This window comes from Streptomyces sp. NPDC045846, assembly GCF_056431605.1.
Genome location: NZ_JBWKKJ010000004.1, coordinates 136,537 through 162,088 on the forward strand (window position 1 = coordinate 136,537; position 25,552 = coordinate 162,088).

Genomic DNA, 25,552 nt, shown 5'->3' on the forward strand with positions numbered 1-25,552 from the left:
CACGACGTTGAGCGGGACCCACCGAAGCCTCCGACCTCCGCGGACAGCCTTCACCACGCACTGGGAAAGGTGGTGAGCCGTGAGCCGGCGCATCATCATCGTCACGGCCGTACACGCCCCTTCGGCGCGCTTCCTGCCCGAGGCCCACAAGTCGCTCTGCGCGCAGGAGCTTCCCGAGGGGTGGGAGTGGCGCTGGCTCATCCAGGAGGACGGCACGGGCGACGAGGTCGCGCCGCACGTCCCCGACGACGAGCGGATCTCGTTCCGGCAGGGGCGGCGCGGCGGCCCCGGGGTCGCCCGCACCATGGCCCTCGCGCGCGCCGACGGCGCGTATGTGAAGGTCCTGGACGCCGACGACCAGCTCGCCCCGGGCGCCCTGGCACGTGACCTCGCGGCGCTCGAAGGCGACCCGGCCCTGGGGTGGGCGACGTCCCGTGTGCTCGATCTGCTCCCCGACGGCAGCACGGCCGGGTTCCCCGGCGACCCGGACCACGGCCCGATCGAGCGCACGACGGTGCTCGACCACTGGGCGGCACACGACTACCGGGCCCCGGTGCACCCGGCCACCCTGTTCGTCCGCCGTGACCTCCTGGTCGCGCTCGGCGGGTGGATGGCGCTTCCCGCCTCCGAGGACACGGGCCTCCTGCTCGCGCTCAACTCCGTGGCGCGCGGCTGGTTCTCGTCCGAGGTCGGGCTCTACTACCGCAAGTGGGAGGGCCAGGTCACCGGCCAGGCCGCGCACACCGACACCGCCGAACGGGACGCCCGCATGGCCGTCGTGGAGGCCCGGACGCGCGCGCTCGCGGGCTTCCGGTGGCGCTACCCGGCCGACGGGGAGTAGGACGCCGGACACCGGGCTGCCCGCTGCCGCGAACAGCCGGCCTCACGCCTGCGGGGCCCCGGGGAGAGCGGTCAGCTCCTCGGCGTCCACGCGCGAGAAGACCAGCTCCGTCTCCCCCTCGATCGGCCCCCGGTGGCGGACCGGCGCCACCGGGTGCCGCATCGCGCGCGGGTAGCCCGCCGGGGAGTAGTCGTTGGGCAGCCGGTAGCGGTGAAAGCCGTGCCCGCTCAGGGTCGCCACCAACTCCTCGACGCTGTCGCCCAGTTGGGCCATGCGCTCCGGGGTGACCTCCACGGCGATCTCCACGTCCGGCCGCAGCCGGTCGAGCACGGGGGCGAGGCCTCGTACGACCGCGCCCTCGGCGCCCTCCACGTCGATCTTGATGACGCGCGCCCGGGCCACCTCGTCCGGCCGGAGGACGTCCGCCAGCGGAAGCGCCTCCATGTCGAAGGCGGACTCCGCCGGACCGTCGTACGGCACGATCGAGTTGGCGCCCGTGTTGTGGGAGCTGGCGAGCACGAACGTCAGCGTCCTGCGTTCGTCCGACACGGCTGCGTTGACCGCGCGGATGGTGTCGCACCCGTTGAGGGCCGCGTGCCGCAGCAGCCTGCGGTGGAAGGTGGGCGAGGCCTCGATCGCCACCACCTTCCCCGCGCTGCCCACGAGCCGGGCGCCGAGCACCGCGAACACCCCGATGTTGGCGCCGACGTCCACGAACACGTCACCGGGACGCAGCCGGCCGCGGAGCCAGTGGGTCATGTGGGGCTCCCACTCCCCGAAGAGGTACAGGAAGCGCTGGATCAGGTCGGTGGTGTCGACGGCGAATCGCGCGCCGGAGCGGTCCTGGACCACGCGCTGCCGGGGGTGGTCGCGAAGGTGGGAGTTCAGTACGCGCTCCGCCAGCCGGGCCTTGCCGAGGGTGCCCGGAGCGTGACGCACGTATCCGCGGCCGAGGGTGACCAGGGTGTCGGTGAGGGGGGTGGCCATGTGCCTGCCTTCCGTGGGGCCCGGTCACCGTAACCCCCCGGCGCGACCGGGGCACATGACTCCCGGCCGAGAAGCGCCTGAGCCCCCCCCCCGGCCCCTGACGCCGGGTCAGGCGCGGTCCCGATCGAGCGGCAGGTCCAGCATGCGAATGGCGTTCCCCCGCAGCAGCTTGTACGCCACGTCGTCGGAGAGGCCCGCCATGTGCTCGGCGGCCACCCGCTTGGTGTGCGGCCAGGTCGAGTCGACGTGCGGGTAGTCCGTCTCGAAGGTCGCGTTGTTCACGCCCACGGTCTCGATGGCCTCGATGCCGTGCCGGTCGCGGAAGAAGCAGCAGAAGATCTGCCGGTAGTAGTAGGTGGACGGCGGCTCGGGGACGAGGTCCTTCACGCCGCCCCAGGCCCGGTGCTCCTCCCACACGTCGTCGGCCCGTTCCAGGGCGTACGGGATCCAGCCCATCTGCCCCTCGCTGTAGGCGAGTTTGAGGCGGGGGAACTTCACGAGCACCCCGGAGAAGAGGAAGTCCATCATCGAGGCCATGGCGTTGTTGAAGCTGAGCGCCGCCTGGACCGCCGGGGGCGCGTCGGGGGACGCCGCGGGCATCTGCGACGACGAGCCGATGTGCATGTTCACCACCGTCCCCGTCTCCTCGCAGGCCGCGAAGAACGGGTCCCAGTAGCCGGAGTGGATGGACGGGAGGCCGAGGTAGGTCGGGATCTCGGAGAACGTCACCGCCCGGACCCCGCGCGCGGCGTTGCGCCTGATCTCGGCGACGGCGAGCTCCACGTCCCACAGCGGGATGAGGCACAGCGGGATCAACCGCCCCCCGCTGTCCCCGCACCACTCCTCCACCATCCAGTCGTTGTACGCGCGCACACAGGCGAGGCCCACCTCCTTGTCCTTGGCCTCGGCGAAGGTCTGACCGCAGAAGCGCGGGAAGGTCGGGAAGCAGAGCGAGGCCTCGACGTGGTTGAGGTCCATGTCCGCCAGGCGCGCCTTCGGGTCCCAGCACCCGCGGCGCATCTGCTCGCGCGTGATGCCGTCGAGCGTCATCTCGTCCCGCGAGAAGCCGACGGCCGCGATGATGCGCTTGTACGGGAAGATCGCGCCGTCGTACTCCCACCAGTCGGTGATCTGGCCCTCCGGATCCGTCGTGAACCGGTACTTCCCCCCGACGTAGGCCAGCTCACCGATGCCCGCGGTGAAGGGCTTCGGTCCCCGGTCCCGGTACTTGGCCGGCAGCCAGCGCTCGAAGAGGTGCGCGGGCTCGATCACGTGGTCGTCCACGCTGATGACCCGGGGAAGTTCCTTGGTGCCAACTCCGTTGCCGACCACGCGATTGCCCCCTACTGCCTGCCCGTTCCCGACCGTTTCTGACGACCCATCAGATTCAGCGTATGGGCGCGGCGGCCCCGACGGCAAGCGCTCCTGTCGAACTCGGCGGCTTCGCGATCCCCCTGGCAGAGCCAACCTGCCGCCACGTCACGGACACGGGTCACGCGGGGCCCCTGAGCCCGTCACCGAGGGAGTGCCAAATGATCCGAACTCCCGCGCATCCCTGGCCTGTTGGTGCCCGGCATGTCACCCTGCCCCGCATCGTCCGCTCTCCGGTGTGAGCCGGTGCGGAGAGCGGCACGCACGTGATCTCCGGCCGATGTGGAGAGCGGCACCTGCACGGTCGGTCCTGGGCGAGGAGGAGACGGCATGAGCGAGCAGCACCACGACCGAGAGGCGGGCGCGTCTGCCGAAGGTGGCGCGCCTCAGGGGGCGGCGGAGGCCCTCAGGGCGGGCCATCTGGCGCGGGCCCGGAGCGCTGCCTCGCGCGCTGCCGCGGTCTTCCGCCACGTCGAAGTGCCGGATGCCGACGCGGCGGCCGCCGACGAGCCCCAGAGGGCCGAGATCCTCTTCAAGACCACCCACGCCGCCCGCGTAGCGGCCCAGGCTCTCGCGGTGCTCTCCGAAGGCACCTCCAACCCCGCCGCCGACTCCCGTTGCGCGAGGAACTGCGCGGCCGCGGCCTCCCAGGCGGCCCAGATGGGCCGGCTCCACGACGGCGGCAGCGAGCTTTCCGCCGCCGCCTTCCAGGCCGCCGTCAAAGCGGCCCAGGCCGCCGGAGCCGCCGCGGCCGCTGGGGCCCTGGGAGAGAACGAGACCCTGAACTCCCAGGCGGACACGGCCGAGAAGACCGCCGTCGCGGCCGCCGAGGCCGCGGGCTGGATGCGCCCGGGAGAGCAGATCCCCCAGGTCCCCACCGGCACGCGCAGCGCCGACGTGATGGCGATGATGCACTTCTGACCGACCTCGGATCACCCGGCCGCTTGCCCCGTGTGCAAGGGCGTCGACCTCAGCGACACCGGAGCCCCAAGCCCTCGAATGGCGGGCCGGGAAGCGCACGGGTGTGAGCGTGGCGGGCTCCGCGGGGGTGGGAGGGGGGTCGGCTCCGGTCGGGTGAGGTGGCTTCGGGGAGCGATTGAAGCTCTTGCCGTCGGCCCCGGCCCTATGCGGTGATCGGGCCGAATTTTTCCGCCATGCCGCGGAAGGCGCCGGGGGCTCCCTTTGTATCCGGTGTGTATCGCGCAGCGCTCCGTTCGTCATCGGGGTGGGAAGCCGGAATGGCTCGGGGGCGGGCTTGGCCTGCGGGTTTGTTCGTCGGGGAGGGGGCGCGGGGCCGTTTCGGGGCGGGCTGCCTGCCCGGTCTCTGCCGTATCGTTCCCTTCGATCCTTCGAGTCGCCGTCCGCGTACCAGGCGCGCCGCGCCGTGTGCGGGCCGCGGGTCAATCGGACCGTCGAGCTAGGAGCCACCCCGTGTCGTCGTCGCCCGCCCCGGCCCCGGCCTCTCCGAGTCCCGTACGCGTGCTGCTCGTGGAGGACGACGACCTGATGCGCCGGTCCTTCGCCGTCGCCCTTGAGCGGTACGGCTACGAGGTGCGGGTCGCGGCCGACGGACTGGCCGGGCTGGAGGCCTTCCGGGACGACGCCTTCGATCTGCTCATTCTCGATGTGATGCTGCCCGGCCTCGACGGGATCGGGCTGTGCCGCCGGGTGCGGGAGAGCAGCCTGGTGCCCGTCCTGATGATGTCCGCGCGCGGCGACGGGCTCGATGTCGTCGCCGGGCTCGAAGCCGGGGCCGACGACTACGTGGTCAAGCCCGTCGACACCTACGTCCTCGTGGCGCGGATCCGCTCGCTGCTGCGGCGGGCCACCTACGCGCCCGCCACCGCCGCGGGGGACGGGCGGCCGGACCCCGCCGAGGGAGAGCCGCTGGTCTTCGGCGACCTCAGCATCGACACCGAGGGCCTGGAGGTGTTCGTCGCCGGAAGCCCCGTCGCGCTCACCCCGACCGAGCTGAAGCTGCTCCTCGAGTTCGCCGCCCACCCCGGCGTCGTCCTGGAACGGCACACCCTGCTGCGCGACGTCTGGGAGTACGGCTGGGACGGGGACAGCCGGGTCGTGGACCTGTGCGTGCAGCGGCTGCGCAGGAAGCTGGGCCGGGACCGGATCGAGACCGTCCGCGGCTTCGGCTACAAGTTCAGGCGCTGAGCCCGTGCCCTCCCTCCCCCGGCCGCGCCGCTCCCGCGCGTCCCTTCGCTGGAAGATCGCCGCGCTGGCCGCCGCCACGGCCTGTCTCGTCGCCGCCGCGGTGGGCGTCCTCGTCCACGTGTGGACCGCGACCGACATCCGCGAGCGGGCCGAGATGCGGGCCTTCAACTCCGTGTACTCGGCCGTGGACGTCTACCGGCGCACCGGCGCGCTCGTCGACGGCGCCGAGCTCGATCCCCCCGAGCTGCCCGACGCCCTGCGCCACCCCTCCGACGGCACCCGGCACACCGCCTACGACGGGCGCGTCGACGGCAACATCGGGCCCAGCGTCTGGGCCGCCCAGCGGACCGGCGGTCCGGGCAGCCCGCTGCTGGCGGTCCGGGCCAACATGAGCTCGGAGCTGCACGACCTGCGCCGCCTCGACGCGGTCATGGCGGTGGCCTCGCTCGTCGCCCTCGCCGCGGCCGTGCCGCTCGCGGTGTACGGGGCCGGGCTGCTCGGCCGCCGGCTGCGGCGGGTCTCCGAGACCGCGGGCCGAATCTCCGCGGGCGACCTCGATGCCCGGACCGGGCCCACCAAGGGCGGCGACGAGGTGGCCGACATCGCGGCCACCGTCGACCTCATGGCCGACAGCCTCGGCCGACGGCTGCGTACCGAGCGCCAGTTCACCGCGGACGTCGCCCACGAACTGCGCACCCCCGTGGGCGGGTTGCTGGCCGCCGCCGACCTGCTGCCGCCGGGCGAGACCGAGGACCTGGTCCGCGGGCGGGTACGCGATCTGCGCGCCCTGGTCGAGGACCTCCTGGAGATCTCGCGCCTCGACGCCGGCGCCGAACAGCCGGTCCGCGCCCACGTCCCGCTCGACGCCGTCGTACGCGAGGCCGTGGCACGTACCGGCTTCGACGTCGAGTTCGTCGAGGCCGCCCCGCCATCAGGCACCCCCACCGACACCAGCACAGGCACCCGCACCGGAACGGACACCGACCCCCGCACCAGCACCAGCCCAGGCGCCCGCCCCCGCACCACCGTCGAGACCGACCCGCGCCGTCTCGAACGCATCGTCAGCAACCTCGTCGTCAACGCCCACCGGCACGGTGCGGCCCCGGTCGAGGTCAGCGTCGAGGACCGTACGGTCGTGGTGCGCGACCACGGGCCCGGCTTCCCCGCCGAGCTGCTGCGCGACGGTCCGCGCCGGTTCCACACGGGTGCCAGGGAACGCGGTGCGGGCCACGGCCTCGGGCTGACCATCGCGCTCGGCCAGGCCCGCCTCCTCGGCGCCGAACTCCGCCTGGACAACGCCCCGGACGGCGGCGCCGTCGCCACCCTGCGACTGCCCGACTGACACCCCGGGCCCCGCCCCTACACAACCGCTACGAACCGGCGCCCCCGCCGATACACAGCGGCCCAGGCTCCGATACGTGGCCCGGACACCCTTCGAAGTGCAGCCCCGCGCACCCGAAGAGGAGTCCTCGTGACCGCCGAACCCCTTGCCCCGTACGCCCCGCATCCGATGCCCGGCATCGCGGCCGCCACCACCGACCTGTCGAAGGTGTACGGCGGTGGCGACACCCGCGTCGTCGCCCTCGACCGGGTCAGCATCGGCTTCCGGGAGGGCGAGTTCACCGCGATCATGGGGCCTTCCGGCTGCGGCAAGTCCACCCTGATGCACTGCGCCGCCGGGCTCGACACGGCCGACTCCGGGTCCGTGCGGATCGGCACCACCGAGCTGAGCACGCTCGACGACCGGCAGCTCACCGAGTTGCGCCGGGACCGGATCGGCTTCGTCTTCCAGGCCTTCAACCTGCTGCCCACGCTGACCGCCCTGGAGAACATCACACTGCCCATGGACATCGCGGGCCGCGCGCCCGACCGGGACTGGCTCCAGAAGGTCGTCGCCATGGTGGGGCTCTCCGACCGGCTCGGCCACCGTCCGGCCCAGCTCTCCGGCGGACAGCAGCAGCGCGTCGCCGTCGCCCGCGCGCTGGCCTCCCGGCCCTCGATCGTCTTCGCCGACGAGCCCACCGGCAACCTCGACTCCCGCACCGGGACCGAAGTCCTCGGCTTCCTGCGCGACTCCGTGCGCGAGCTCGGCCAGACCGTCGTCATGGTCACCCACGACCCGGTCGCGGCGGGCTTCGCCGACCGGGTGGTCTTCCTCTCCGACGGCTGCCTCGTGGACGAGATGATCCGCCCCTCCCCGGACCGCGTCCTGGACCGGATGAAGGCCTTCGACACCCGCGCGCCTGTTAATTGACGGTTCGTCAATTCACTTCACGTTCACCCCATTTCGCGCCTCCGCCGCCAGGCGGACCCCTTCCACCCCGAAAGCCCCTCATGCTGAGAACCGCCCTGCGCAACGTCCTCGCGTACAAGGCCCGTCTGGTCATGACCGTGCTTGCGGTCTGCCTGGGGGTCGCGTTCGTCTGCGGCACCCTCGTCTTCGCCGACTCCTCCGCCGCGGCCCACCGCGCGGCCGCGTCGAAGGACTTCGCGGACATCGCGGTCACCGTGACCGCGAAGGAGCCCCCGCCCGGTACCGCCGCGGGCCCGCGCGGTGAGGTGCTCGACGACGCGCTCGTACGGAAGCTGGCCGCTCTGCCCGGGGTCGCGTCCGTGCGGCCGTCGGCCGACGGTTCGGCCACCCTGAACGCCGCCGACGGCAGCCCGCTGCGGGCGGGCCGGGGCTGGGCGCACCTGGCCGCCGGGTACGTACCGGGCAAGGACGGCAAGGACGGCCGGTACCCGCTGGTCGAGGGCCGCGCTCCGGCGAACGGCGGAGAGCTCGCCATGGACCGCGGCACCGCCGAGGCCGGGCACCTGCGCATCGGCGACACGGTGACGCTGGCCGTCGACGGGCCCGTCATGACCAAGCGGCTGGTCGGCATCGTCTCCAGCGGGGACACCCGGGTGACCGCCGGGGGCACCCTCGCCCTGTTCGACCTGGCGAGCGCGCAGAAGCTGTTCGCGTCCCCGGGGCACTACAGCGCGATCGATCTGGCGGCCGCGCCCGGCACCGCGCCGTCCGCGCTGGCCGCCGAGGTCGCAGGCGTGCTCCCGGCCGACCGGGCCGAGGTCACCAGCGGCGCGGCCCAGGCCGCCCAGCAGGCCATCAGCGTGGACCTGAGGACCCGGGGCTACCAGAAGATGCCGAAGATCTTCGCCGGGGTCGCGCTGTTCATCGGGTCGTTCCTCATCGTCAACACCTTCACCATGCTCGTCTCGCGGCGCACCCGTGAGATCGCGCTGCTGCGGGCGATCGGTGCCTCGCGCCGCCAGGTGGTCCGCTCGATCCTGTGGGAGGCCGCGCTGGTCGGGCTCGTCGCGTCGGCGGCCGGGTTCGTGCTCGGGCTCGGCATCGCCTCCGCGCTGCCCGACCTGCTCGGCACCGATCAAGGCCCTCTCCCGCACGGCCCGTTGGTGATCGGACCGCTTCCGGTCCTCGCGGCGCTCGGCGTCGGCGTGGGCGTCACGGTGCTCGCCGCGTGGCTGCCGTCCCGGCGGGCGGCGAAGATCGCGCCCATCGAGGCGCTGCGCTCGGCCGAGCAGCAGCCGACCGCCACCGCGTCCCGCCGCCGTGGCATCGCGGGCCTGGTCCTGCTGGTCGCCGGCGCGGGGCTGCTGGTGTCGCTGACCGGGGCGAAGGACGCCTCGGACGCGAACCTCCAGAACGCGATGGCCGGCTGCGCCCTGCTCGTCGCCGCCCTGATCGCGCTGGCGCCGCTGCTCGCCGTCCCCGTGATCCGCCTGGCCGGGCGGCTGACCGGACGCTTCGGGATCACCGGGCGGCTCGCCCGCGAGAACGCGCTGCGCGACCCGCGGCGCACCGCGGCCACCGCCTCCGTGCTGATGGTCAGCACGGCGCTGGTCGCCGGGCTCGCCGTCATCGGCAACTCCAGCGAGCAGGCCCTCGACCGGCAGGCCGCGGCCGGTCTCGGCGCCGACTACGTGATCGCGAGCCGCACCCCGACGACCGCGATCGACCCGGCCGCCCAGCGCCGGGTGGCGGACCTCCCCGGGGTGCGCACGGCGTCCGCCGTCGCCGACTCCACCCTGTTCACCGGCGGCCAGGTCCGGTCCGTGTCCGGCGTCGACCCCGCCACCGTGGACGCCGTCATGAAGCTCGACTTCGTCAGCGGCTCCGCCAAGGACCTCGGGCCGGGCCGGATCGCGCTCTCAAGCACCGTGGCCCGGGAGCAGGGCGTCGGCACGGGCGCCGTCGTCGAGGCCCGCATCGGTCCCGGCCAGGGCTTCACGCCGTACAGAGTCGTCGGCGTCTACCAGGACAACCCCACCGCCCAGGACGCCCTGGGCGACCGCGCCGAGGTGCAGCGCGGCAGCTTCCTGCCCGGCTCGGTGCAGCGCATCCTGGTCCGCACCGAGGGCGGCGCGGTCTCGCGGGCGACCGAGGAGCGGCTGCGTGCCGCCACCGGCAACAGCCCGCTGGTGGAGGTCAAGGACCGGGCGGAACTCGTCGACGAGGCGGCGGGCACCATGGGCGAGCTGCTGACCCTGATGTACGGGCTGCTCGCCATCGGCGGGGTGATCTCCCTGCTCGGCATCGTGAACACGCTGGCCATGTCGGTCGGCGAGCGCACCCGCGAGATCGGGATGCTGCGCGCCGTCGGCATGGGCCGGGCCGCCGTGCGGCGGATGATCCGCCTGGAGGCCGTGACCGTGGCCGCCTTCGGCACCCTGCTCGGCCTGGCGGGCGGGCTGTTCGGGGCCTGGGCGGTGGGTGCCCTCGCGAACGGCGCGATGCGCGAGTACTCCCTCGCGCCGCCCTGGGGCACCCTGCTCCTGCTGTGCCTGGTGTCCCTGGCGGTCGGCGCCCTCGCGGCGGCCGTCCCGGCCCGCCGGGCCGCCGCCCTCGGCCCGCTGGAGGCGGTCGCCGAGCGCTGACCCGGCCCACCCCACGGCTTCCCGTCCCCGCAGTGGCAGACTCGGCAGAGGTCAGCCGACGGAGGGGGAGGCCGTGGGGTCGTCGGAGTTGCTCATCGTCCTCGACCGGGACGGCGGCACGCCGTTGCAGCAGCAGGTCTGCGACCAGATCACGGCGCTGGTCCGGGCCGGGCAGCTGCGGCCGGGGGACAGCGTGCCCGCCTCCCGCGAGCTCGCCCACCAGCTCGACGTGTCCCGCACGGTGATCACCCGGGCCTACGAACTGCTGCGCGCCAACAACGTCATCACCGCGAAACGCGGCTCCGGCACGAAGGTCGCCGAGCGGGCGGATGCCGCGACCCCGACCCAACTCCCGTCACCGAAGGGCGTGTTGGCTCCCCGGCCGCCCCGGGCCACCGACGGCAGCAGCGCGCTGTGGCAGCCCTGGGAGCCGCCGCCCACCCACCATCCGAGCAGCGCCCTCGACTTCCGGCACGGCACCCCGGCGCTCGCCGAGTTCCCCGTGGCCCGCTGGCGCCAGTCGCTGCACGACGCGTACGGCCGCGCCGACGTCGCCTCCCTCGGCTACGGGCCCGCCGAGGGCTCGCCCACGCTGCGCACCGAGATCGCCACGCTGGTCCGCCAGAGCCGGGCCCTGGACGCCTCGCCCGACCACATCATGGTGACCAGCGGCGCCACCCAGGCCCTCGACATCCTGGTCCGCATGCTGGTCGGGCCGGGTGACGTGGTGGTGATCGAGGACCCGAGCCACACCGTGCTGCGTCAGGTCTTCGGCTGCTCGCAGGCCCACGTGGTGCCGGTTCCGGTGGACGAACAGGGGCTGCGCGTCGGCGACATCGACGCCTGCGTACGGGCCCACGGGCACGACCCGGCGCGCGTGAAGCTCGTGTACGTGACGCCCTCGCACCAGTTCCCCACCGGGTTCATCCTGTCCGGCGCGCGGCGGCGCGGGCTGCTGCAATGGGCCTACGACCACGGGGCGATCGTCCTGGAGGACGACTACCACAACGAGTTCACGTTCACCGGCGAACGCCTGCCCGCGCTGGCCGCCGAGCGGCACCGCGACACCGTCGTCTACGTGGGCAGCTTCAGCAAGACGCTGTTCCCAGCGCTGCGCATCGGCTACGCGGTCCTGCCGCCGCACCTGGTGGAGCCCTTCCTCGGCATCAAGTGGATCACCGACCGGCTCACGCCCACGGTCGCCCAGGACGCGCTCGCCGACTTCGTCGCCACCGGCGCCTACGCCCGCCACATCAGCCGCATGACGCGCCTGTACCGCCAGCGCCGCAGCCGCCTCCTGGAGGCCCTGTACGAGCACTTCGGGGCCGAGGTCCGCATCTCCGGGGAGGCGGCGGGCCTGCACGTCCTGGTCACGCTGACCGGCGCGCGCGGCGTCCCGGAGGAGCGCATCGCGCGGGTCGCGGCCGGGCGGGGGGTGCGGATCTATCCCGCGTCGGGCTACTTCGTCCAGGATCCGCCCGCCGAGCCCACCTTCCTCATGGGCTACGCGGCCCTGCCCGCCCCGCGCATCACCCGCGGCGTCGCCCTGCTCGCCGACGCCGTGCGGGAGGCGACGGGCCGGGCGGGCGACGCCGGTACGGGGTCGCCCAACCCCCTTACGCCGACGGCTCGGTGAAGCGCGGTCGGTGGAAGCGGGAGCGCTGGTCGTGCGGGACGGTGCAGTCGAAGTGCGCCTTCGCGGTGCGGCCGTCCGCCGACAGGGCGGGCGAGTAGGCGGGGGACTGCGTCGGGTCCAGCGGGAAGCCGGGGCGGTCGGGCAGCACCGCCACGTCGCGGTCGGCCTGGAGCCGGGTGGTCATGGCCCACCACAGGTCGGCGTCCGACTCCACGTCGACGTCCTCGTCCACCGAGACCACCAGCTTGGCCATCCGGAACTCCTCCAGGACCGACTCGGCCGCCTTGCGGACCGCCCCGTCGTCCGCGGGCGAGCGCTTGGCCCGCCACTGGAGCACCACCATGAGCTGGCCGCCGCCCGCCGTGTGGCAGTGCACGGCCTTCACCGGCGCGTCCAGCTCCCGCAGCCGGGCCAGGACCGCCGCCTCCATGCCGAAGCCGAGCAGCACAGACTGTTCGTGCCCGGGGCCCGAGACGGTCTGGAGGATCGCGCCCTCGCGGGCGGTGATCCCGGTGACCCGCACGCTCGGCAGCGCCGGATGCGCCCGGCCCTGATAGCCGAGGAACTCCGGCGTGGCGAACGGGCCTTGGGGGTTCTCGGGGGACAGATCGCCCAGCAGCTCGCCCTCGATCACGTACTCCGCGTGCGCGACGCACTCCGCCGCCACGGTCCGGCACTCCGTGAGCTCCACCGGTGCCCCGGCCAGCGCGCCCGCCACGGCGAGCTCGTCAACCACGGCCGGAACCAAGGAAGTTGGGCAGCATGAGGAGAGCAGAGCGGCCGGGCCCAGGCCGAGGTGGATCGCGACGGGCAGGTTCTCGCCCCGGCGGCGCGCCGCGAGGTGCGCGGCCTCCAGGTCGCGGCCCGGCACCATCCACAGGGAGAGCCGGTCGGGGCCCTGCACGCACATCCGGTGGACCGAGAGGTTGCGTACGCCGGTGTCGGGGTCGGTCGCCAGGACCGCGCCCAGCGTCAGGTACGGGCCCGCGTCCTGGTCGGTGAGGACCGGCACGGGCAGCGCCGTCAGGTCCGGGGCGAGGAGCGTGCGCACCGGCTCCCGGCCGCGCACGGGCGGCAGCGGGGCGGCGACCGCGTCCAGGATGCGCCCCGGCAGCTCGGCCGGGGTGGTGCCGAGCAGGGCCGCCGCCCGGCGCCGGGTCCCGTACAGGCCGATCAGGACGGCCCGGGAGGCGGCCCCGCCGCCGGGCGCGACCCGCTCGAACAGCACGGCGGGGCCCGGCCCGGTCGGCGGCGGGGCGGGCGTTCCGGCCCACTTCGCGTAGCGGGAGGAGACCCCGAACCGGGCCGGGACCTCCTCCCGCTCCCGCACCAGCTCGCCGGGCAGGAGGTCGAGACCGGCGAGCGCGGTGCGCAGATCGGCGAACCGGCGTGTCATGCCGCGCCCTCGCGGGCGGCGGCCGGCGCCCCCTCGCCCCGGGCCGCGGCGGCCCTGCGCTCGGCAAGACGCTCCAGCTGGAGCTCGGTCAGCTCCGTGATGAGGGTGCGGTAGACGTTCTCGGCGATGCCCGGCGGCATGCCCTCGTCGGCCGCGATGGACCGCACCTTCTCGATGACCTGGGCCACCCGGCCGGGCGAGCGCACGGTCTCCTCGTCGTTCTTGAACTCCGTCAACTCCCGTACCACGGCAGTGCGTTGAGCCAGGAGGGCGATGATCTGGCGGTCCAGCACGTCGATGGACAGCCGCAGCTCGTCGATGCGTTCCGGCCCGGTCACGGCGCGGGAACCTCGTCGATCACGTACACCACGGTCTGCTCGCGGTCGGAGCCCTGCGAGCGGTGCCGCTCGTCGCCGGGGATGATGAAGCCCATGCCGGGGCGGCAGGGCACCGAGCGGTCGTCGAAGTGGATCGTGAACTCGCCTTGCAGGACGTAGCCCTGGTGGCCGCGCTCGCACCACTCCAACTCGTTGAAACCGGCGGGGAGTTCCATCAGGCGCACCCGCAGTCCGCCGGTGTACGCGATCTTCACCCGGCCGTCGGCGCCGGGCTTGTGCCACTTCTCCCACGGGATGGCGTCGAAGTCGATGCCGACCAGGGCGGGGGTGGTGGTGGTCATGGGCAGGGTTCTCCTCGGAGTGTCGTTGCGAAGGGTGTGCCGGGGCGGCCGGGGCCCCGGGTGGTTCAGGACGCCGAACGGCTGCGCGCCGCGCGCTCGTTGCGGTCGTCCAGCGGCAGCACCGGCTCCCCCGTGGCCGTGCGGTGCTTGCGCAGCAGCAGGGTCATGTCGATCATCCGGTGGGCCATCCGCTCCAGGGCGTCGAGGCCCTCGGTGTCGTGCAGGCCCGGCTCCGCCGAGGTGTTGCGAAGGAGCGCGGGAAAGCCGCTGCCCACCAGGATCATCCGGTTGAGCAGCAGGTTGTCGACGAGCTGGTTGTGCACGGAGGCGTCGCTGTAGCGGCGGCCCGTCACGATGATGCCGCCGACCTTGTTGGCCAGCGGGCGGTCGAAGCGCAGGAAACCGACGCCCGCCCGCTCGATGAAGATCTGCATCAGGTGCGCGAGGCCGAATCCGTGCACCGGCACCGCGTAGATGATCCCGTCGGCCCGCTTCATCTCCTCGACGATGGCGGGCATGTCGTCCGGCAGCGCGCACGGGCTGATCCGGTTGTTGCAGTCGCCGCACGGGCTGCACGGCGAGATGCGGTGGTCGCGCAGGTGGAGTGCGCGGAACGTGCCTCCTCTGGCCCGCACCAGCTCCCCCGCGTAGTCGAGTGCGAGATCGGTGTTTCCCCCCGCCCGCTCGGACCCCGATATGCCGAGGATGACGGGCATCTCACCGCCTACTGCGTCCTGCATGTGCTTCCCCCCTTGCCTGCGGGTCCCACGGGGGCGGGCCGCCCGGACCCGCCCCTCCCGCCGTCGGCCGGTACCCCCGGGCCGCCGGCCGATGGGCGCGAACGGTCAGTCCTTGAGCTTTCCGGCGAAGTAGTCGATGTACGCCTGCATGTCGAAGTGGCCGTGGCCCGAGAGCGAGAACAGGATGCTCTTCGACTCGCCGGACTCCTTGCAGGCCAGCGCCTCGTCGATGGCCGCGCGCACCGCGTGCGTCGACTCGGGGGCGGGCACGATGCCCTCGTTGCGGGCGAAGGTCACCCCGGCCTCGAAGCAGGCGGTCTGCGGCACGGCCCGCGCCTCGAGGAGGTCGAGCTCCTTGAGCTGGCTGATGATGGGCGACATGCCGTGGTAGCGCAGCCCGCCCGCGTGGATGCTCGGCGGCACGAAGTCGTGGCCGAGCGTGTGCATCTTGGTGAGCGGGGTCATGCCGGCCGTGTCACCGAAGTCGTACTCGAACGTGCCCTTCGTCAGGGTCGGGCAGGACGACGGCTCGACCGCGATGGCCCGCACCGGACGGCCGCCGCGCAGCTGCTCGCCCAGGAACGGCAGGGCGAGCCCGCCGAAGTTGGAGCCGCCGCCGGCCGCGCCGATCACGATGTCCGGGTAGTCCTCGGCCAGCTCCATCTGGAGCAGGGCCTCCTTGCCCATGATCGTCTGGTGCATGAGGACGTGGTTGAGCACCGAGCCGAGGGCGTACTTGGCGGTGCCGCCGCTCTTCACCGCCGCCTCGACCGCCTCGGAGATGGCCAGGCCCAGGCTGCCGGGCGAGTCGGGGTCGGCCGCCAGGGCCGCGCGGCCCGCCTCGGTGAGCTCGCTCGGGCTCGCGGTGACGCTGGCCCCGAAGGTCTCCATCAGACCGCGGCGGTAGGGCTTCTGCTGGTAGCTGACCTTCACCATGTAGACCTCGCAGACGAGGCCGAAGTACTGGCAGGCGAGCGAGAGGGAGGAGCCCCACTGTCCGGCGCCGGTCTCCGTGGTGAGGCGCTCCACGCCCGCCTGCTTGTTGTAGTACGCCTGCGGGATCGCGGTGTTGGGCTTGTGGCTGCCCGCCGGGCTGACGCCCTCGTTCTTGAAGTAGATGCGGGCCGGGGTGTCGAGCGCCTTCTCCAGGCGCCGCGCCCGCACCAGGGGGCTCGGCCGCCACTGCCGGTAGACGTCGATGACGGCGCCGGGGATGTCGACCTCGGGGGCCGTGGAGAACTCCTGGGCTATCAGCTCCGCGGGGAACAGGGGCTCCAGGTCGGCCGGGGTGAGGGGCTCGCGGGTCCCGGGGTGCAGCATCGGGTCCAGCGGCTTGGGCAGGTCGGCGACCACGTTGTACCAGGTGGTGGGGATCTGGGCTTCGGACAGCAGGAACTTCGTCTGGGACATGAAAACTTTCCTGTGAGTGAAGTGGAACCGGTGCGGAGCGGTGGAGCGTGCGGGAGGTCTAGGTGCCGGCCGGGGCCGCGTCGGGCTCGGGCGCGGTGGCGGCGGGGGCGGTGGTGGAGGGCCTGATCCGCAGCAGCGCGAACGCGGCCATGCCCACGAGCGGGGCGATCAGGAGCGTCACGAACACGGGGCGGTAGCCGTCGGCCGTCCACAGGACGCCCAGGCCCACCGGCACGACGAGCCGGGCGAGGCCCAGGACGAAACCGTTGAGCGCCATGAAGCCGCCGACCCGGCCCGCGTCCACGTGGTCGGCGACATAGGTGGGCACGACGACGGACACGATGATCTCGCCGAGCGTCCACACCACCGTGGACAGGAGCAGCGCGGGCAGCGAGAAACCGAAGACGATCACCGAGAGCCCGAGCGTCCACAGCGCCCCCGCGACCAGGAGCAGCGCCTTGGTGCCGTACCCGCGCAGGTGCTTCTCCATGAGCAGTCCGAGACTCACCACGACGACGCTGTTGATCGTGTACACGGCCCCGACCAGACCGGCCGAGTCGTGCAGCACCGTGGTGACCGCCAGCGGCAGCGCGTATTCGAGACCGATGAGCGGCACGACGTAGAAGAAGGAGACCAGCACGATCAGCAGCACGTGGCCGTGCCCGAGTGGTCCCGAACCCGGGCCTTTGGAACGGGAGTCGGCGCGTGGCCGCCTGCGGTCGCGCGGCACCCAGAGCGTGATCATCGCCGCGCACACCAGGCCCGCCAGGATGTTCCCGGCGAACATGACGTGGTACGAGTACGCGGCGGCGACCCCGCCGAGCAGCGGGCCCACGCCCATGCCCAGGTTGTTGCCGACGTAGCTGATCGTGTACGCGAACGGGCGCTGCTCGGGGGTGGTCAGATCGGCGACCAGGGTGTTGGACGCCGGGCTGAACATGCCCATCCCGACCAGGGCGACGAACAGGAGCGCCGCGTAGGTCCAGGGCGCGCCGTCGAGCAGCGCGAGGCCGAGGTAGCCGGCGGCGTTGAGGATCAGCGCGCTCAGGAGCGCCGTGCGCCTGCCCCTCAGGTCGCACAGCGGGCCGCTCAGCAGGCTGCCGACCAGGAGGCCGGTGCTGCCCACCGAGATGAGCAGGCCCGCCTCGCCGGGGCTGAGGTCCTTGCCGCGCACCAGGTAGACGGCGAGCAGCGGGAACACGAACATCCCGGCGCGATTGACGAAGGAGGCGAGGAACAACACCCGTAAGGGTAGCGGCAGTTCCTTGAAGCGCGCGATCCACACCATGGCTACGCCCCGGTCTCTACGCGGAAGCTGTCGCGCACCGTCTTGAAGCGGGCCTTCACGTCCTCGAAGTCGACGCCCTCGCACACGTACCAGCCGAGCACGTCGTTGGAGGCGGTCGGCGGGGCGAGCACGTCGCCGACGCGCTTCCACACGTCCGCGTCCACCACGCCGTCCAGGGCGGTCAGTTCGGCCGCCGAGGTGATGGCGGTGATCCGCCCGTACTCGCCGGACGACAGGTACTCGGTGCCGATCTCCGGGCCCAGGCGGGCCGCGGGGCGGTGGTCGGGGTCGAGTTCGAGACGGCACCACTCGCCCGCGAGGTTGATGCCGCGCCCGGCCTCGATGGCGGGCACGATCGAGCCGCCGCCCGCCCGTGCACCGGCCTCACCGAAGACGATCTCGCCGTCGTCCAGGAGGAAGAACTCGGCGTGCACGACACCGGTGCTCAGGCCGAAGCCGCGCAGCACCACGGCGTTCAGCTCCAGGATGCGCCGCTCCCTCGGCGTGAGGTCGTGCTTGCGGGAGATGGTGCCGCCGGGCTCGTCGCGGTAGTCGAGGACGGAGTACGTGTACTGGGAGAGCTGCTCGAAGACGGCCTCGCCGCGCTGGAAGAGCGAGTCGACGTGGAACTCGGTGCCGCGGATGAACTCCTCGACCCGGTACTCGTGCCGGTCATCCCCCATCTCGGCCCAGACGCGGTCGAGTTCGTCCCGGTCGTCGACGCAGTAGGTGTTGCCGCACGCCCAGCCCGCGTACGGCTTGATGACGACCGGATAGCCGACCTCCTCGGCGAACTCGGCGACCGTCGTGACGGTGTCGGGACGGCAGGAGCGGGCCACCCGCACGCCGAGCTCCTCGGCCCTGCGGTGCATCACGTTCTTGTCGCGGAAGTTGAGCGCCTGGTCGGGGGTCAGGCCGGGGATCGCGTGGTCCCGGCGGGCGCGGCTGGCGGGCAGCACGTCGCCCTCGAACAGCGGGAAGATCCGCTCGATGCGGTGCTCGGCGACGATGGTGTCGACCGCCGCGCGCACGGCCGCCGTGTCGTCCAGGTCGGCGTGGTACTGGGGCAGCCCGTCCGCCTCGGGCGCCTCCCAGCCGGTGGGCAACAGCACCACGGTGGTCCTGCCGAGTTCGGCGGCGGCCGCGACGACACTGCGGAACTGGGCGGTGTAGCGCCCCGCGGCGGGGCGGTAGACCACCAGGATCGAGGGGTTCATGCGGTGCTCCTCGGGCGAGTCCGGGTCCAGCGGAGTGGGATGCGCCATCAGCGGACGCTCGCGGGCGACGCGGCGGTGAACAGCTCGCCGGCCGGGGCGGACCGGTCGAGGACCAGCGGCCGTCCGGGCTCGGCGCCCAGCTCGGTCAGTGCCGACACCAGCCGGTCGAGGGCCTCCTCGACGACGGCCCGGCCGCCCTCGTGCGCGGACTCCACGGTGAGCAGCAGCCTGCGCCGGCCGACGTCGGTCTTGACCACGTCGCCCTGGCGCCAGTTCCAGCGCCGCGAGTGGGCCCGGCCCCGGCCGTCCGCGTAGACGACCTCGCCCGGGTCGGGGTTCTCGGTGGCGTCGGGCGCGCCCAGCGGCGCGAAGACCTCGTTCCCGTGCGCGAGCCGCACCGCCAACTCGCCCTGGATGTCGCCCGCATCGCACGAGGCGACGGGCAGGCGGCTGTCCAGGGAGACCGCGTTGCAGAGGTCGACGAGGGCGTTGATCCGGGGCAGCCGGTCGCCCTTGGCGACCCGGCGCAGGACCGACTCGGCGGCGCAGGGGAACTTGTTCGGGTTGACGTCGACCGTGCGGTAGGCGTCCCGCCAGGCGGCGATCGGGGGCAGCGCGGAGACGTCCGCCTTGCTGAGCCCGGCCCCGTGCAGCGCGTCCTCGGCGGCGGTGAGCCACTGGGCCACGAGCCCGGACTCCCGGACGACGTCGACGTCCGGCACCGCGATCAGACCGAGCACATAGCCGGGCACCCGCTCGGAGAGCCGCGCGTCGATCGTGACGGTCAGGGCCGTGGCGCTGCCGGTGCTGCTGGGGGAGGTCTCCATGAACGTGGGTTCCTTCGATTCCGTCGATTCCCTGGCTGGTACCAGGCGGACCGCTGATGACGGTCCGACAGTAGGGAGCGGGCGGCGGCCCGGCTGTGGCCAATTCCCGGCAATTCCAGAAGTCCACTTGCGGGGTCGACCCGCGCCCCGTCAGGGGGACTCAGGGCTCAGCGGGAGCGCCCGCTCCGGGGCGGTTCGGCGGGAGCGCGCCCCTCACGGGCGTCTCAGCCGACCACGCTCGGGGCTGCCGCCGACTTCAGGAAGTTGGCGAACAGGCGCGTGCCGTCCTCGGTCATCACGCTCTCCGGGTGGAACTGCACCCCCTCCACGGCGAGGGTCCGGTGGCGTACTCCCATGACGTAGCCGTCGTCCCCCGAGGTCGCCGTCACGGTCAGGTCGGCCGGGGGGTCGGTGACGATCAGCGAGTGGTAGCGGGTGACCGTCAGCGGCCGCGCGGCGCCCGCGAACACCCCCTGCCCGTCGTGCTCGACGGGGCTGGTCTTGCCGTGCATCAGACGCTGGGCGACGGCGATCCTCGCCCCGTACGCGAGCCCGATCGCCTGGTGCCCGAGGCACACGCCAAGCAGCGGCACCCGCCCGGCGAAGGCGTGCACGAGTTCCACGTGCCCGGAGTCCGCCGGGTGGCCGGGGCCGGGGCCGAGGACCACCGCGTCCGGCGCCGAGGCGAGCAGCTGCGCCACCGTGCGGGTGCGCGAGCGCACCACGTCGGTCTCGGCGCCGAGGCTGAGCAGGTACTGGTCGATGATGTGGCTGAAGCTGTCGTACGCGTCGACGAGGAGGACCTTCACTTCTGGAGCTCCTCGCCGGTCAGCGCCCAGTACGTGGCGCTCATCTTGGCCAGGGTCTCGCGCCATTCGGCGGCGGGCTCGGAGTCGGCGACCAGGCCGGCCGACGCCTGGGTGCTGTAGCGGACGCCGTCGTGGACGGCGGTGCGGATGCACAGCGCGAGCACCGCGAACCCCCGGACGTCGACCAGGCCGAGCGCCCCGGCGTAGATGCCGCGCGGGTGGTCCTCCAGGTTGTTGATGATCTCCATGGCGCGCAGTTTCGGCGCGCCGGTCATGGTGCCGGCGGGGAAGGTCGCGCAGATCGCCGCCCACACGTCCGTACCGCTCCTGACCTTGCCGGAGACGGTGGAGACCAGGTGGTGGACGTACGCGAAGGGCTCGACCTCCATCATCGTGTCGACGGAGAGGGTGCCGGGCTCGCAGACCCGGCCGATGTCGTTGCGGCACAGGTCGACCAGCATGATGTGCTCGGCCTGTTCCTTGGCGCTGCCGCGCAGCTCGGCCACCCGGCGGGCGTCCTCGGCCGGGTCGGCGGCGCGGCGCGCGGTCCCGGCGATGGGCCGCATGGAGATGGCGTCGTCCTCGACCCGGATGAACAGCTCGGGGCTGGCGCCGATGACGGTGCGGTCCGCCCAGGGGACGAGGTACATGTACGGGGAGGGGTTGCGGTGCCGCAGCCGCCGGTAGACCTGAAGGGGCGTCAACTCCGTCTCGACGTCGATGCGGTGGCCGATCTGGATCTGGTAGCTGTCACCGATGCCGATGTGGTGCAGGCACCGCTCGGCGCGCTCGATGAACGTGGCCTCGTCCACGGTGTCCCGTACGGAGGTCGCGACGGGGGCCTCCGGCACGAGGTCGTCGTGGGCGCCCCGGGCGCGGACGGCGTCGACGACGGAGCGCAGCGGTTCCTGCCCCGCGCCGTCGGGCAGCTGGGGCCCGGATGCGGCCAGGTGGTGGACGCCGCCGCGCTTCAGGTCGTACCAGACGGTGTCCTTGAACAGGGTGAGCGTGCAGCGCGGTAGGCCCGACTCGGGCTGTTTCGAAGGCAGTTCCTCCATCGCCCAGGCCGCCTCGTACGACAGCGTGGTGAGGAAGCCGAAGGCGAAGGTGCCGGTGGGTATCGCGGTCTCGACCGCGAACAGGGCCTGGACGGAGCGCAGGACGCGCCAGACGGTGCGCTGGTCGGCCACGGCCCACCGCCGGGCGCGGCCCGTCGCGTCCGCGACCGTGCCCGGCTCCCCCACGGCGGCCGAGAGGGCGTGGGCGAGCCGGTCGCCGAGCGGCCCGGCGGCGACGAGTTCCAGCCGGTCGGCGTGAACGCGCAGTTCGGCGAGGCGGCCGTAGCCGACGGCGGCGTAGTGCCGGTCCTGGTCGGGACCGTCGAGGCTTTCGAAAAGGTAGACGTCACCGTCCTGGCGCGTACGGGCCAGGGCCTCGTACAGTCCCAGCGCGTCGACCTGCGGAAGTTCCTCGGAAACGACCCGGACCGGAATGGTGTCGGCCACTTGTGTGCGGCTCAATTCGTCATCGTAAGCTGGGAGTTCCAACTCTTTTGATAGGTCCGACAACAAGGACACGTCGAAAGCCTTCCTGATCCGGCCGGACCGTAGGGGCTTCGGGAATGAGCAAGCACGTCGGCGGTGCGCCGAAGGCCCGGCTCCGCACGTCACACAGGTCCGGACCGCTCCGTCCGGACTCCCCCCGCGCCACCCGCTCGGCGATTTCCCCCCGGCGACGAATGTGTGTTCGCGACGACTTCATCAAAAGGGGCACCGGCCCAGCCATACCACTTCGGCCTCCGGAGAGGAGACCACTTTGTCGTTGCAGCTCGACGTCGCCCTGGACCGGGAATCACGCCTCCCGCTGGCCGTTCAGATCCGCAATTCGCTGCGCAAACTAATTGAGGACGGAACTTTATGGCCGGGCACCCGGATCCCGTCGAGCCGCCAACTCGCCCTGGATATCGGGGTTTCCCGCAGCGTCGTGGTGGAGGCGTATGAGCAGCTCTCGGCGGAGGGCTATTTGCGGACACGGCACGGGTCGGGCACGACGGTCGCCGAGCGGGCCGGGGCTCCGCACACCGCCTCCACCCTCGTGCCGCCGGACCCGGAGTCCGCGCCCGAGGCGATGTGGGACCTGCGGACCGGCACGTCCAACGTGGTCGACTTCCCCCGCCAGGAGTGGATCCGCTGCATGAGCGCGGTCGTCGCCGACGCGGGCCACCAGGAACTCGGCTACTCCCCGCCGGCCGGGGTCTCCCAGACCCGGCGGGTGCTGACCGGCTACCTCGGCCGGGTGCGCGGCGTGCGCAGCCGCCCCGAGGACCTGATGGTCACCGCGGGCTTCGCCCAGGGGCTCGCCCTGATCTGCCGGGTGCTGCTCGACCGCGGGCACACCCGGCTCGCGGTGGAGGACCCGGGGCACCCGGGCGAGCGCGAGTTCGTCACCAGCTCGGGCCTGAAGGTGGTCGGCATCCCCGTCGACGAGGACGGGATGCGCGTGGACCTCCTGGAGCGGAGCGGCGTGCGCGCCGTGCTGCTCACCCCCGCCAACCAGTTCCCCACCGGCGTCCGGCTCGGCGTGGCGCGCCGCGAGCGGCTCATCGCCTGGGCGCGCGAGGTCGGCGGATACATCATCGAGGACGACTTCGACAACGCCTTCCTGCACCGCTCGGACCGGCTCCCGGCCCTCCAGAGCCTCGCCCCCGACCGGGTCGTGTACGCGGGCAGCGCCAGCAAGACGCTGGCCCCCGCGCTGCGCCTGGGCTGGCTTGCGGCGCCCTCGGAGCTGATGGCCTCCGTCGAGTACGTCCGCGCGGGCTGGGACATCGGCTGCTCGGGCCTGGAGCAGCTCGCCTTCGCCCGCTTCATCGAGACCGGCGCCCTCGACCGCCACCAGCGCCAGCTGCGTACGGAACTGCACCGGCGCCGCCAGACCGTCCGCCGCCAGGTGGAGGCGTGCCTGCCCGGCGCCCGCCTCGTCGGAGGCGACAGCGGCCTCCAGGCCTACGTCCAACTCCCGCCCCACATACCCGAGCAGCCCCTGGTGCGCGCCGCCCGCCAGCGCTCGGTCCTGACCCGGGGCGGCGCCTTCTACACCCTGTCCGACCCGACCCGCCCACCCGCCCTGGTCCTGAGCTACGCCACGGTCCCGTGCTCGGGCCTGACCCAGAGCATGCTGGCCCTGGGCGAGGCCTACCGGGAGGTGGGCGGCTGAGCCCACACCGCCGACCGGGCGGGCCCGAGGGCCCGGCCAGTACGCTGAACCCAGCGGGATCGGGCCCGCCGCATGGTGTCCGGGAGGTGTGTGATGACTGCCGCGATGGTGGCCCCAGCGTGGATGCACGAGCAGATCACGGCGGAGCAGTACGACTCCTGGACCGAGGAACAGTGCGCGGGAATCGAGATCGTGGACGGGATGGTCGTCGTGGGTCCCAGCGCGTCCAAGCGGCACAACCGGCTGGCCCGGATCCTGGCGAATGCCCTGGAAGCCGCTGCCGGGCCGGACTGGAACGCCGACACCGACTTCGACGTACGGCTCCAGGACGTCCCGCTCACCAATCGCCGCCCGGACGTCGTCGTGTATCGCGCGGACACCCTCGACGTCACACCCACCCGTCCTGAGCACGTGCTGATGGTCGTGGAGGTCGTCTCACCCGGCTCGGAGACCACCGACCGGATCGTGAAGACCGACCAGTACGCCCGGTCCGGCATCGCCTTCTACTGGCGGGTCGAGCAGGCCGCGACCGGCGTGCCCCTCGTCTACACCTACGTTCTCGACCCTGCCACGAGGGCCTACCGGGACGGCGACGTCTTCACCGGCACGGTCAGGGCTTCGGTCCCCTTCTCCGTGGAGATCGACCTCGGCCAGGTCTGAAGCGGCCCCGGGCGGGCCGGGTGGTCACGGTCCGCCCGGGGTTTCGTGAAGGGCCTCATCCCGGGTGGCGGCGGCTCCAGGCGTCCAGGGGTGGGGTGGAGGTGGGGGTGGCCGGGCGGGGGGTTCTGGTCCAGCCCCAGGACCTGTACGCCGCTGCCGCCGGGGCGTTGTCGGGGGCGATCAGGGTGGTCAGGACGTCGGCCTCCTGGCGTTCCAGGAGTCTTTGCTGCAAGCGCGTCGCTATGCCGGTGCGCCTGCGCGAGGGCAGCACCATCAGTTCGGCGAGCGCGAACACCCGGTCCGCGGTGGCCAGTTCCTCGTCGCCGTCGGTCTTCGCACCGCGGAAGCCGTGCCACCACTCGCCCTCGCGCCCGGGCGGATAGCCGTAGGCGCAGCCCACCAGGAACGGGTCGCCCGCGATGACCATGTCGAAGCCCGGCCGCTGCACGTCCTGCGCGAAACGGCGCAGGAACTCCCCCCGATCCAGGGACTCCCCGCCCCGCACACCTTCGTACGCCGCTACGTACAGATCCGCGACGGATTCCCGCTGCTGCTCGGCCTGCCATCGGGACAGCCGCCGCAAGAACACCTCTGTCATCGCAACAGCGTGGCAGGTCACGGCGGTTCTCGGAACAGGGTGAGGGGAGAAGATCGATCGAGGACGCCCCCGCTTCCGCCCCTCGTTGACCGGATTCGCCGGGCCGCTCAGACTGGCCGGACCATGGACGACGCACAGATCGTGACACTGCACGGCGAGCGTGCGCTCATCGACCGGGCCGGGCACCTGTTCGCGGGGGCGCGGCACGAGTTCCTCGTCGCCGCCGCCGACCCGCTGACCTGGTCGTCCGGGGTGCGCACCGCCTTCGCCGCCGGGCTGCGCCCCGCCACGGAGCCCGGCGGGGTCGCGCTGCGCAAGCTCTACACCCCGCAGGCCCTGCCCGACGCGCGGGCCGAGCGACGGCTCACCAGGATGGCCTCCGGCGGGGCGCACATCCGGATCTGCGCGGCGCCGCTCGCCCAGGAGACCATCGTCCTGGACCGGCGGATCGCGATCCTCGCGAGCGCACCCGGCTCCGGCCCGCGCACGTACACGGTGATCCGCACCCCGGACGTCGTGGCCGGGCTCAGGTCGCTGGTGCACGCCGCCTGGGAGTCCTCCCCCGACCTCGACGACCACCTGCGCCGCCGGCCCGTGGCGCTGAGCGCGCAGGCGCGGCGGATCCTGCGGATGCTCGGCGCCGGGCACACCGACGAGGCGGCCGCGCGTCAGCTCGGGATGTCGCTGCGGACGTACCGCAGAAGGGTCGCCGAGCTGATGACGGCGCTGGGGGCGAGCTCCCGGTTCCAGGCCGGGCTGCGCGCCCGCGAGCTGGAGGGAACCCTCTGAGCCGGACGGCGGCGCGCTCCCGC

23 protein-coding genes are annotated in these 25,552 nt (G+C 72.9%); 10 read left to right on the forward strand and 13 right to left on the reverse strand.

The features are described from left to right. Positions 1-79 precede the first annotated feature (79 nt). Positions 80-841, forward strand: coding sequence for a glycosyltransferase family 2 protein (locus AC07F3_RS12855; protein ID WP_479113340.1), 762 nt, complete (start codon positions 80-82; stop codon positions 839-841). Between the two features lie 42 nt (positions 842-883). Here the strand turns inward: AC07F3_RS12855 and AC07F3_RS12860 are convergent, their stop codons facing one another. Next, positions 884-1,828 carry an FkbM family methyltransferase gene (locus AC07F3_RS12860; protein WP_479113342.1) on the reverse strand — a complete coding sequence of 315 codons (945 nt, stop codon included), beginning with the start codon at positions 1,826-1,828 and terminating at the stop codon, positions 884-886. Between the two features lie 108 nt (positions 1,829-1,936). Beyond that, a complete protein-coding gene (locus tag AC07F3_RS12865; RefSeq protein ID WP_479113344.1) occupies positions 1,937-3,160 on the reverse strand; it encodes an amidohydrolase family protein in 1,224 nt (407 codons plus the stop codon). Between the two features lie 369 nt (positions 3,161-3,529). On the opposite strand from AC07F3_RS12865, the gene AC07F3_RS12870 reads away from it, so the two are divergent. The 6 genes from AC07F3_RS12870 to pdxR (AC07F3_RS12895) all read left to right on the forward strand — a co-directional run bounded on the left by AC07F3_RS12870 (position 3,530) and on the right by pdxR (AC07F3_RS12895) (position 11,900). Beyond that, on the forward strand, positions 3,530-4,120 hold the full coding sequence (locus AC07F3_RS12870) for a hypothetical protein (protein ID WP_479113346.1): 591 nt from the start codon (positions 3,530-3,532) through the stop codon (positions 4,118-4,120). A gap of 510 nt (positions 4,121-4,630) precedes the next feature. Further along, positions 4,631-5,365: a two-component system response regulator CseB gene (cseB, locus tag AC07F3_RS12875; RefSeq protein ID WP_479113348.1), complete on the forward strand. Its 735-nt coding sequence runs from the start codon at positions 4,631-4,633 to the stop codon at positions 5,363-5,365. A gap of 4 nt (positions 5,366-5,369) precedes the next feature. Next, entirely contained in the window at positions 5,370-6,707 is a 1,338-nt protein-coding gene (locus AC07F3_RS12880) for a sensor histidine kinase (RefSeq protein ID WP_479113350.1), read from the forward strand. A 168-nt stretch (positions 6,708-6,875) separates the two neighbouring features. Further along, positions 6,876-7,619, forward strand: coding sequence for an ABC transporter ATP-binding protein (locus AC07F3_RS12885; RefSeq protein ID WP_479114034.1), 744 nt, complete (start codon positions 6,876-6,878; stop codon positions 7,617-7,619). A gap of 80 nt (positions 7,620-7,699) precedes the next feature. Further along, positions 7,700-10,264 carry an ABC transporter permease gene (locus AC07F3_RS12890; protein ID WP_479113352.1) on the forward strand — a complete coding sequence of 855 codons (2,565 nt, stop codon included), beginning with the start codon at positions 7,700-7,702 and terminating at the stop codon, positions 10,262-10,264. A 73-nt stretch (positions 10,265-10,337) separates the two neighbouring features. After that, complete coding sequence (gene pdxR, locus AC07F3_RS12895) at positions 10,338-11,900, forward strand: MocR-like pyridoxine biosynthesis transcription factor PdxR (RefSeq protein ID WP_479113354.1); 1,563 nt, start codon at positions 10,338-10,340, stop codon at positions 11,898-11,900. Here pdxR (AC07F3_RS12895) and AC07F3_RS12900 read toward each other — a convergent pair. The 10 genes from AC07F3_RS12900 to AC07F3_RS12945 all read right to left on the reverse strand — a co-directional run bounded on the left by AC07F3_RS12900 (position 11,881) and on the right by AC07F3_RS12945 (position 21,786). Beyond that, positions 11,881-13,296, reverse strand: a complete 1,416-nt coding sequence (locus AC07F3_RS12900) for a UbiD family decarboxylase domain-containing protein (RefSeq protein ID WP_479113356.1) — start codon at positions 13,294-13,296, stop codon at positions 11,881-11,883. The two genes, pdxR (AC07F3_RS12895) and AC07F3_RS12900, sit on opposite strands and share 20 nt — an antisense overlap. Then, the gene (locus AC07F3_RS12905; RefSeq protein ID WP_479113358.1) at positions 13,293-13,634 is read right to left on the reverse strand and encodes a chorismate mutase; all 342 of its coding nucleotides are present in this window, start codon (positions 13,632-13,634) and stop codon (positions 13,293-13,295) included. The genes AC07F3_RS12900 and AC07F3_RS12905 overlap by 4 nt, the downstream gene beginning before the upstream one ends. Next, on the reverse strand, positions 13,631-13,975 hold the full coding sequence (locus AC07F3_RS12910) for an AraC family ligand binding domain-containing protein (RefSeq protein WP_114039721.1): 345 nt from the start codon (positions 13,973-13,975) through the stop codon (positions 13,631-13,633). The genes AC07F3_RS12905 and AC07F3_RS12910 overlap by 4 nt, the downstream gene beginning before the upstream one ends. Positions 13,976-14,040: 65 nt before the next feature. Continuing rightward, positions 14,041-14,715 (reverse strand): flavodoxin family protein, encoded by a 675-nt coding sequence (locus AC07F3_RS12915; protein WP_479113360.1) that lies wholly within the window; start codon positions 14,713-14,715, stop codon positions 14,041-14,043. A gap of 105 nt (positions 14,716-14,820) precedes the next feature. Then, positions 14,821-16,125 (reverse strand): TrpB-like pyridoxal phosphate-dependent enzyme, encoded by a 1,305-nt coding sequence (locus AC07F3_RS12920; RefSeq protein ID WP_479113361.1) that lies wholly within the window; start codon positions 16,123-16,125, stop codon positions 14,821-14,823. A 58-nt stretch (positions 16,126-16,183) separates the two neighbouring features. Continuing rightward, a complete protein-coding gene (locus tag AC07F3_RS12925) occupies positions 16,184-17,413 on the reverse strand; it encodes an MFS transporter (RefSeq protein ID WP_479113363.1) in 1,230 nt (409 codons plus the stop codon). 2 nt (positions 17,414-17,415) lie between these two features. Further along, positions 17,416-18,678, reverse strand: a complete 1,263-nt coding sequence (locus tag AC07F3_RS12930) for an ATP-grasp domain-containing protein (protein WP_479113365.1) — start codon at positions 18,676-18,678, stop codon at positions 17,416-17,418. Continuing rightward, on the reverse strand, positions 18,678-19,457 hold the full coding sequence (locus tag AC07F3_RS12935; RefSeq protein ID WP_479113367.1) for a B3/B4 domain-containing protein: 780 nt from the start codon (positions 19,455-19,457) through the stop codon (positions 18,678-18,680). Before AC07F3_RS12935 ends, AC07F3_RS12930 begins: the two co-directional genes overlap by 1 nt. 224 nt (positions 19,458-19,681) lie before the next feature. Further along, positions 19,682-20,266 carry an anthranilate synthase component II gene (locus AC07F3_RS12940; protein WP_479113369.1) on the reverse strand — a complete coding sequence of 195 codons (585 nt, stop codon included), beginning with the start codon at positions 20,264-20,266 and terminating at the stop codon, positions 19,682-19,684. After that, the gene (locus AC07F3_RS12945) at positions 20,263-21,786 is read right to left on the reverse strand and encodes an anthranilate synthase component I family protein (protein ID WP_479113371.1); all 1,524 of its coding nucleotides are present in this window, start codon (positions 21,784-21,786) and stop codon (positions 20,263-20,265) included. The genes AC07F3_RS12940 and AC07F3_RS12945 overlap by 4 nt, the downstream gene beginning before the upstream one ends. Before the next feature lie 295 nt (positions 21,787-22,081). Between AC07F3_RS12945 and pdxR (AC07F3_RS12950) the strand changes: the two genes are divergently transcribed. Next, positions 22,082-23,482, forward strand: a complete 1,401-nt coding sequence (gene pdxR / locus AC07F3_RS12950) for a MocR-like pyridoxine biosynthesis transcription factor PdxR (protein ID WP_479113373.1) — start codon at positions 22,082-22,084, stop codon at positions 23,480-23,482. Positions 23,483-23,575: 93 nt separating this feature from the next. After that, on the forward strand, positions 23,576-24,142 hold the full coding sequence (locus tag AC07F3_RS12955) for a Uma2 family endonuclease (RefSeq protein WP_479113375.1): 567 nt from the start codon (positions 23,576-23,578) through the stop codon (positions 24,140-24,142). Between the two features lie 55 nt (positions 24,143-24,197). Here AC07F3_RS12955 and AC07F3_RS12960 read toward each other — a convergent pair whose 3' ends face one another. After that, positions 24,198-24,740, reverse strand: coding sequence for a GNAT family N-acetyltransferase (locus AC07F3_RS12960; RefSeq protein WP_479113377.1), 543 nt, complete (start codon positions 24,738-24,740; stop codon positions 24,198-24,200). A 123-nt stretch (positions 24,741-24,863) separates the two neighbouring features. On the opposite strand from AC07F3_RS12960, the gene AC07F3_RS12965 reads away from it, so the two are divergent. Beyond that, entirely contained in the window at positions 24,864-25,529 is a 666-nt protein-coding gene (locus AC07F3_RS12965; protein WP_479113379.1) for a helix-turn-helix transcriptional regulator, read from the forward strand. Positions 25,530-25,552 lie beyond the last annotated feature (23 nt).

Bases quoted from the DNA above. Each gene is read 5' to 3' on its own strand.
- AC07F3_RS12920 (WP_479113361.1), bottom strand. From the start codon at position 16,125: ATGTCCCAGACGAAGTTCCTGCTGTCCGAAGCCCAGATCCCCACCACC.
- AC07F3_RS12890 (WP_479113352.1), top strand. From the start codon at position 7,700: ATGCTGAGAACCGCCCTGCGCAACGTCCTCGCGTACAAGGCCCGTCTG.
- AC07F3_RS12930 (WP_479113365.1), bottom strand. From the start codon at position 18,678: ATGGCGCATCCCACTCCGCTGGACCCGGACTCGCCCGAGGAGCACCGC.
- AC07F3_RS12860 (WP_479113342.1), bottom strand. From the start codon at position 1,828: ATGGCCACCCCCCTCACCGACACCCTGGTCACCCTCGGCCGCGGATAC.
- AC07F3_RS12965 (WP_479113379.1), top strand. From the start codon at position 24,864: ATGGACGACGCACAGATCGTGACACTGCACGGCGAGCGTGCGCTCATC.
- AC07F3_RS12900 (WP_479113356.1), bottom strand. From the start codon at position 13,296: ATGACACGCCGGTTCGCCGATCTGCGCACCGCGCTCGCCGGTCTCGAC.
- AC07F3_RS12960 (WP_479113377.1), bottom strand. From the start codon at position 24,740: ATGACAGAGGTGTTCTTGCGGCGGCTGTCCCGATGGCAGGCCGAGCAG.
- AC07F3_RS12935 (WP_479113367.1), bottom strand. From the start codon at position 19,457: ATGGAGACCTCCCCCAGCAGCACCGGCAGCGCCACGGCCCTGACCGTC.
- AC07F3_RS12925 (WP_479113363.1), bottom strand. From the start codon at position 17,413: ATGGTGTGGATCGCGCGCTTCAAGGAACTGCCGCTACCCTTACGGGTG.
- AC07F3_RS12885 (WP_479114034.1), top strand. From the start codon at position 6,876: ATGCCCGGCATCGCGGCCGCCACCACCGACCTGTCGAAGGTGTACGGC.
- AC07F3_RS12910 (WP_114039721.1), bottom strand. From the start codon at position 13,975: ATGACCACCACCACCCCCGCCCTGGTCGGCATCGACTTCGACGCCATC.
- AC07F3_RS12870 (WP_479113346.1), top strand. From the start codon at position 3,530: ATGAGCGAGCAGCACCACGACCGAGAGGCGGGCGCGTCTGCCGAAGGT.
- AC07F3_RS12915 (WP_479113360.1), bottom strand. From the start codon at position 14,715: ATGCAGGACGCAGTAGGCGGTGAGATGCCCGTCATCCTCGGCATATCG.
- AC07F3_RS12955 (WP_479113375.1), top strand. From the start codon at position 23,576: ATGACTGCCGCGATGGTGGCCCCAGCGTGGATGCACGAGCAGATCACG.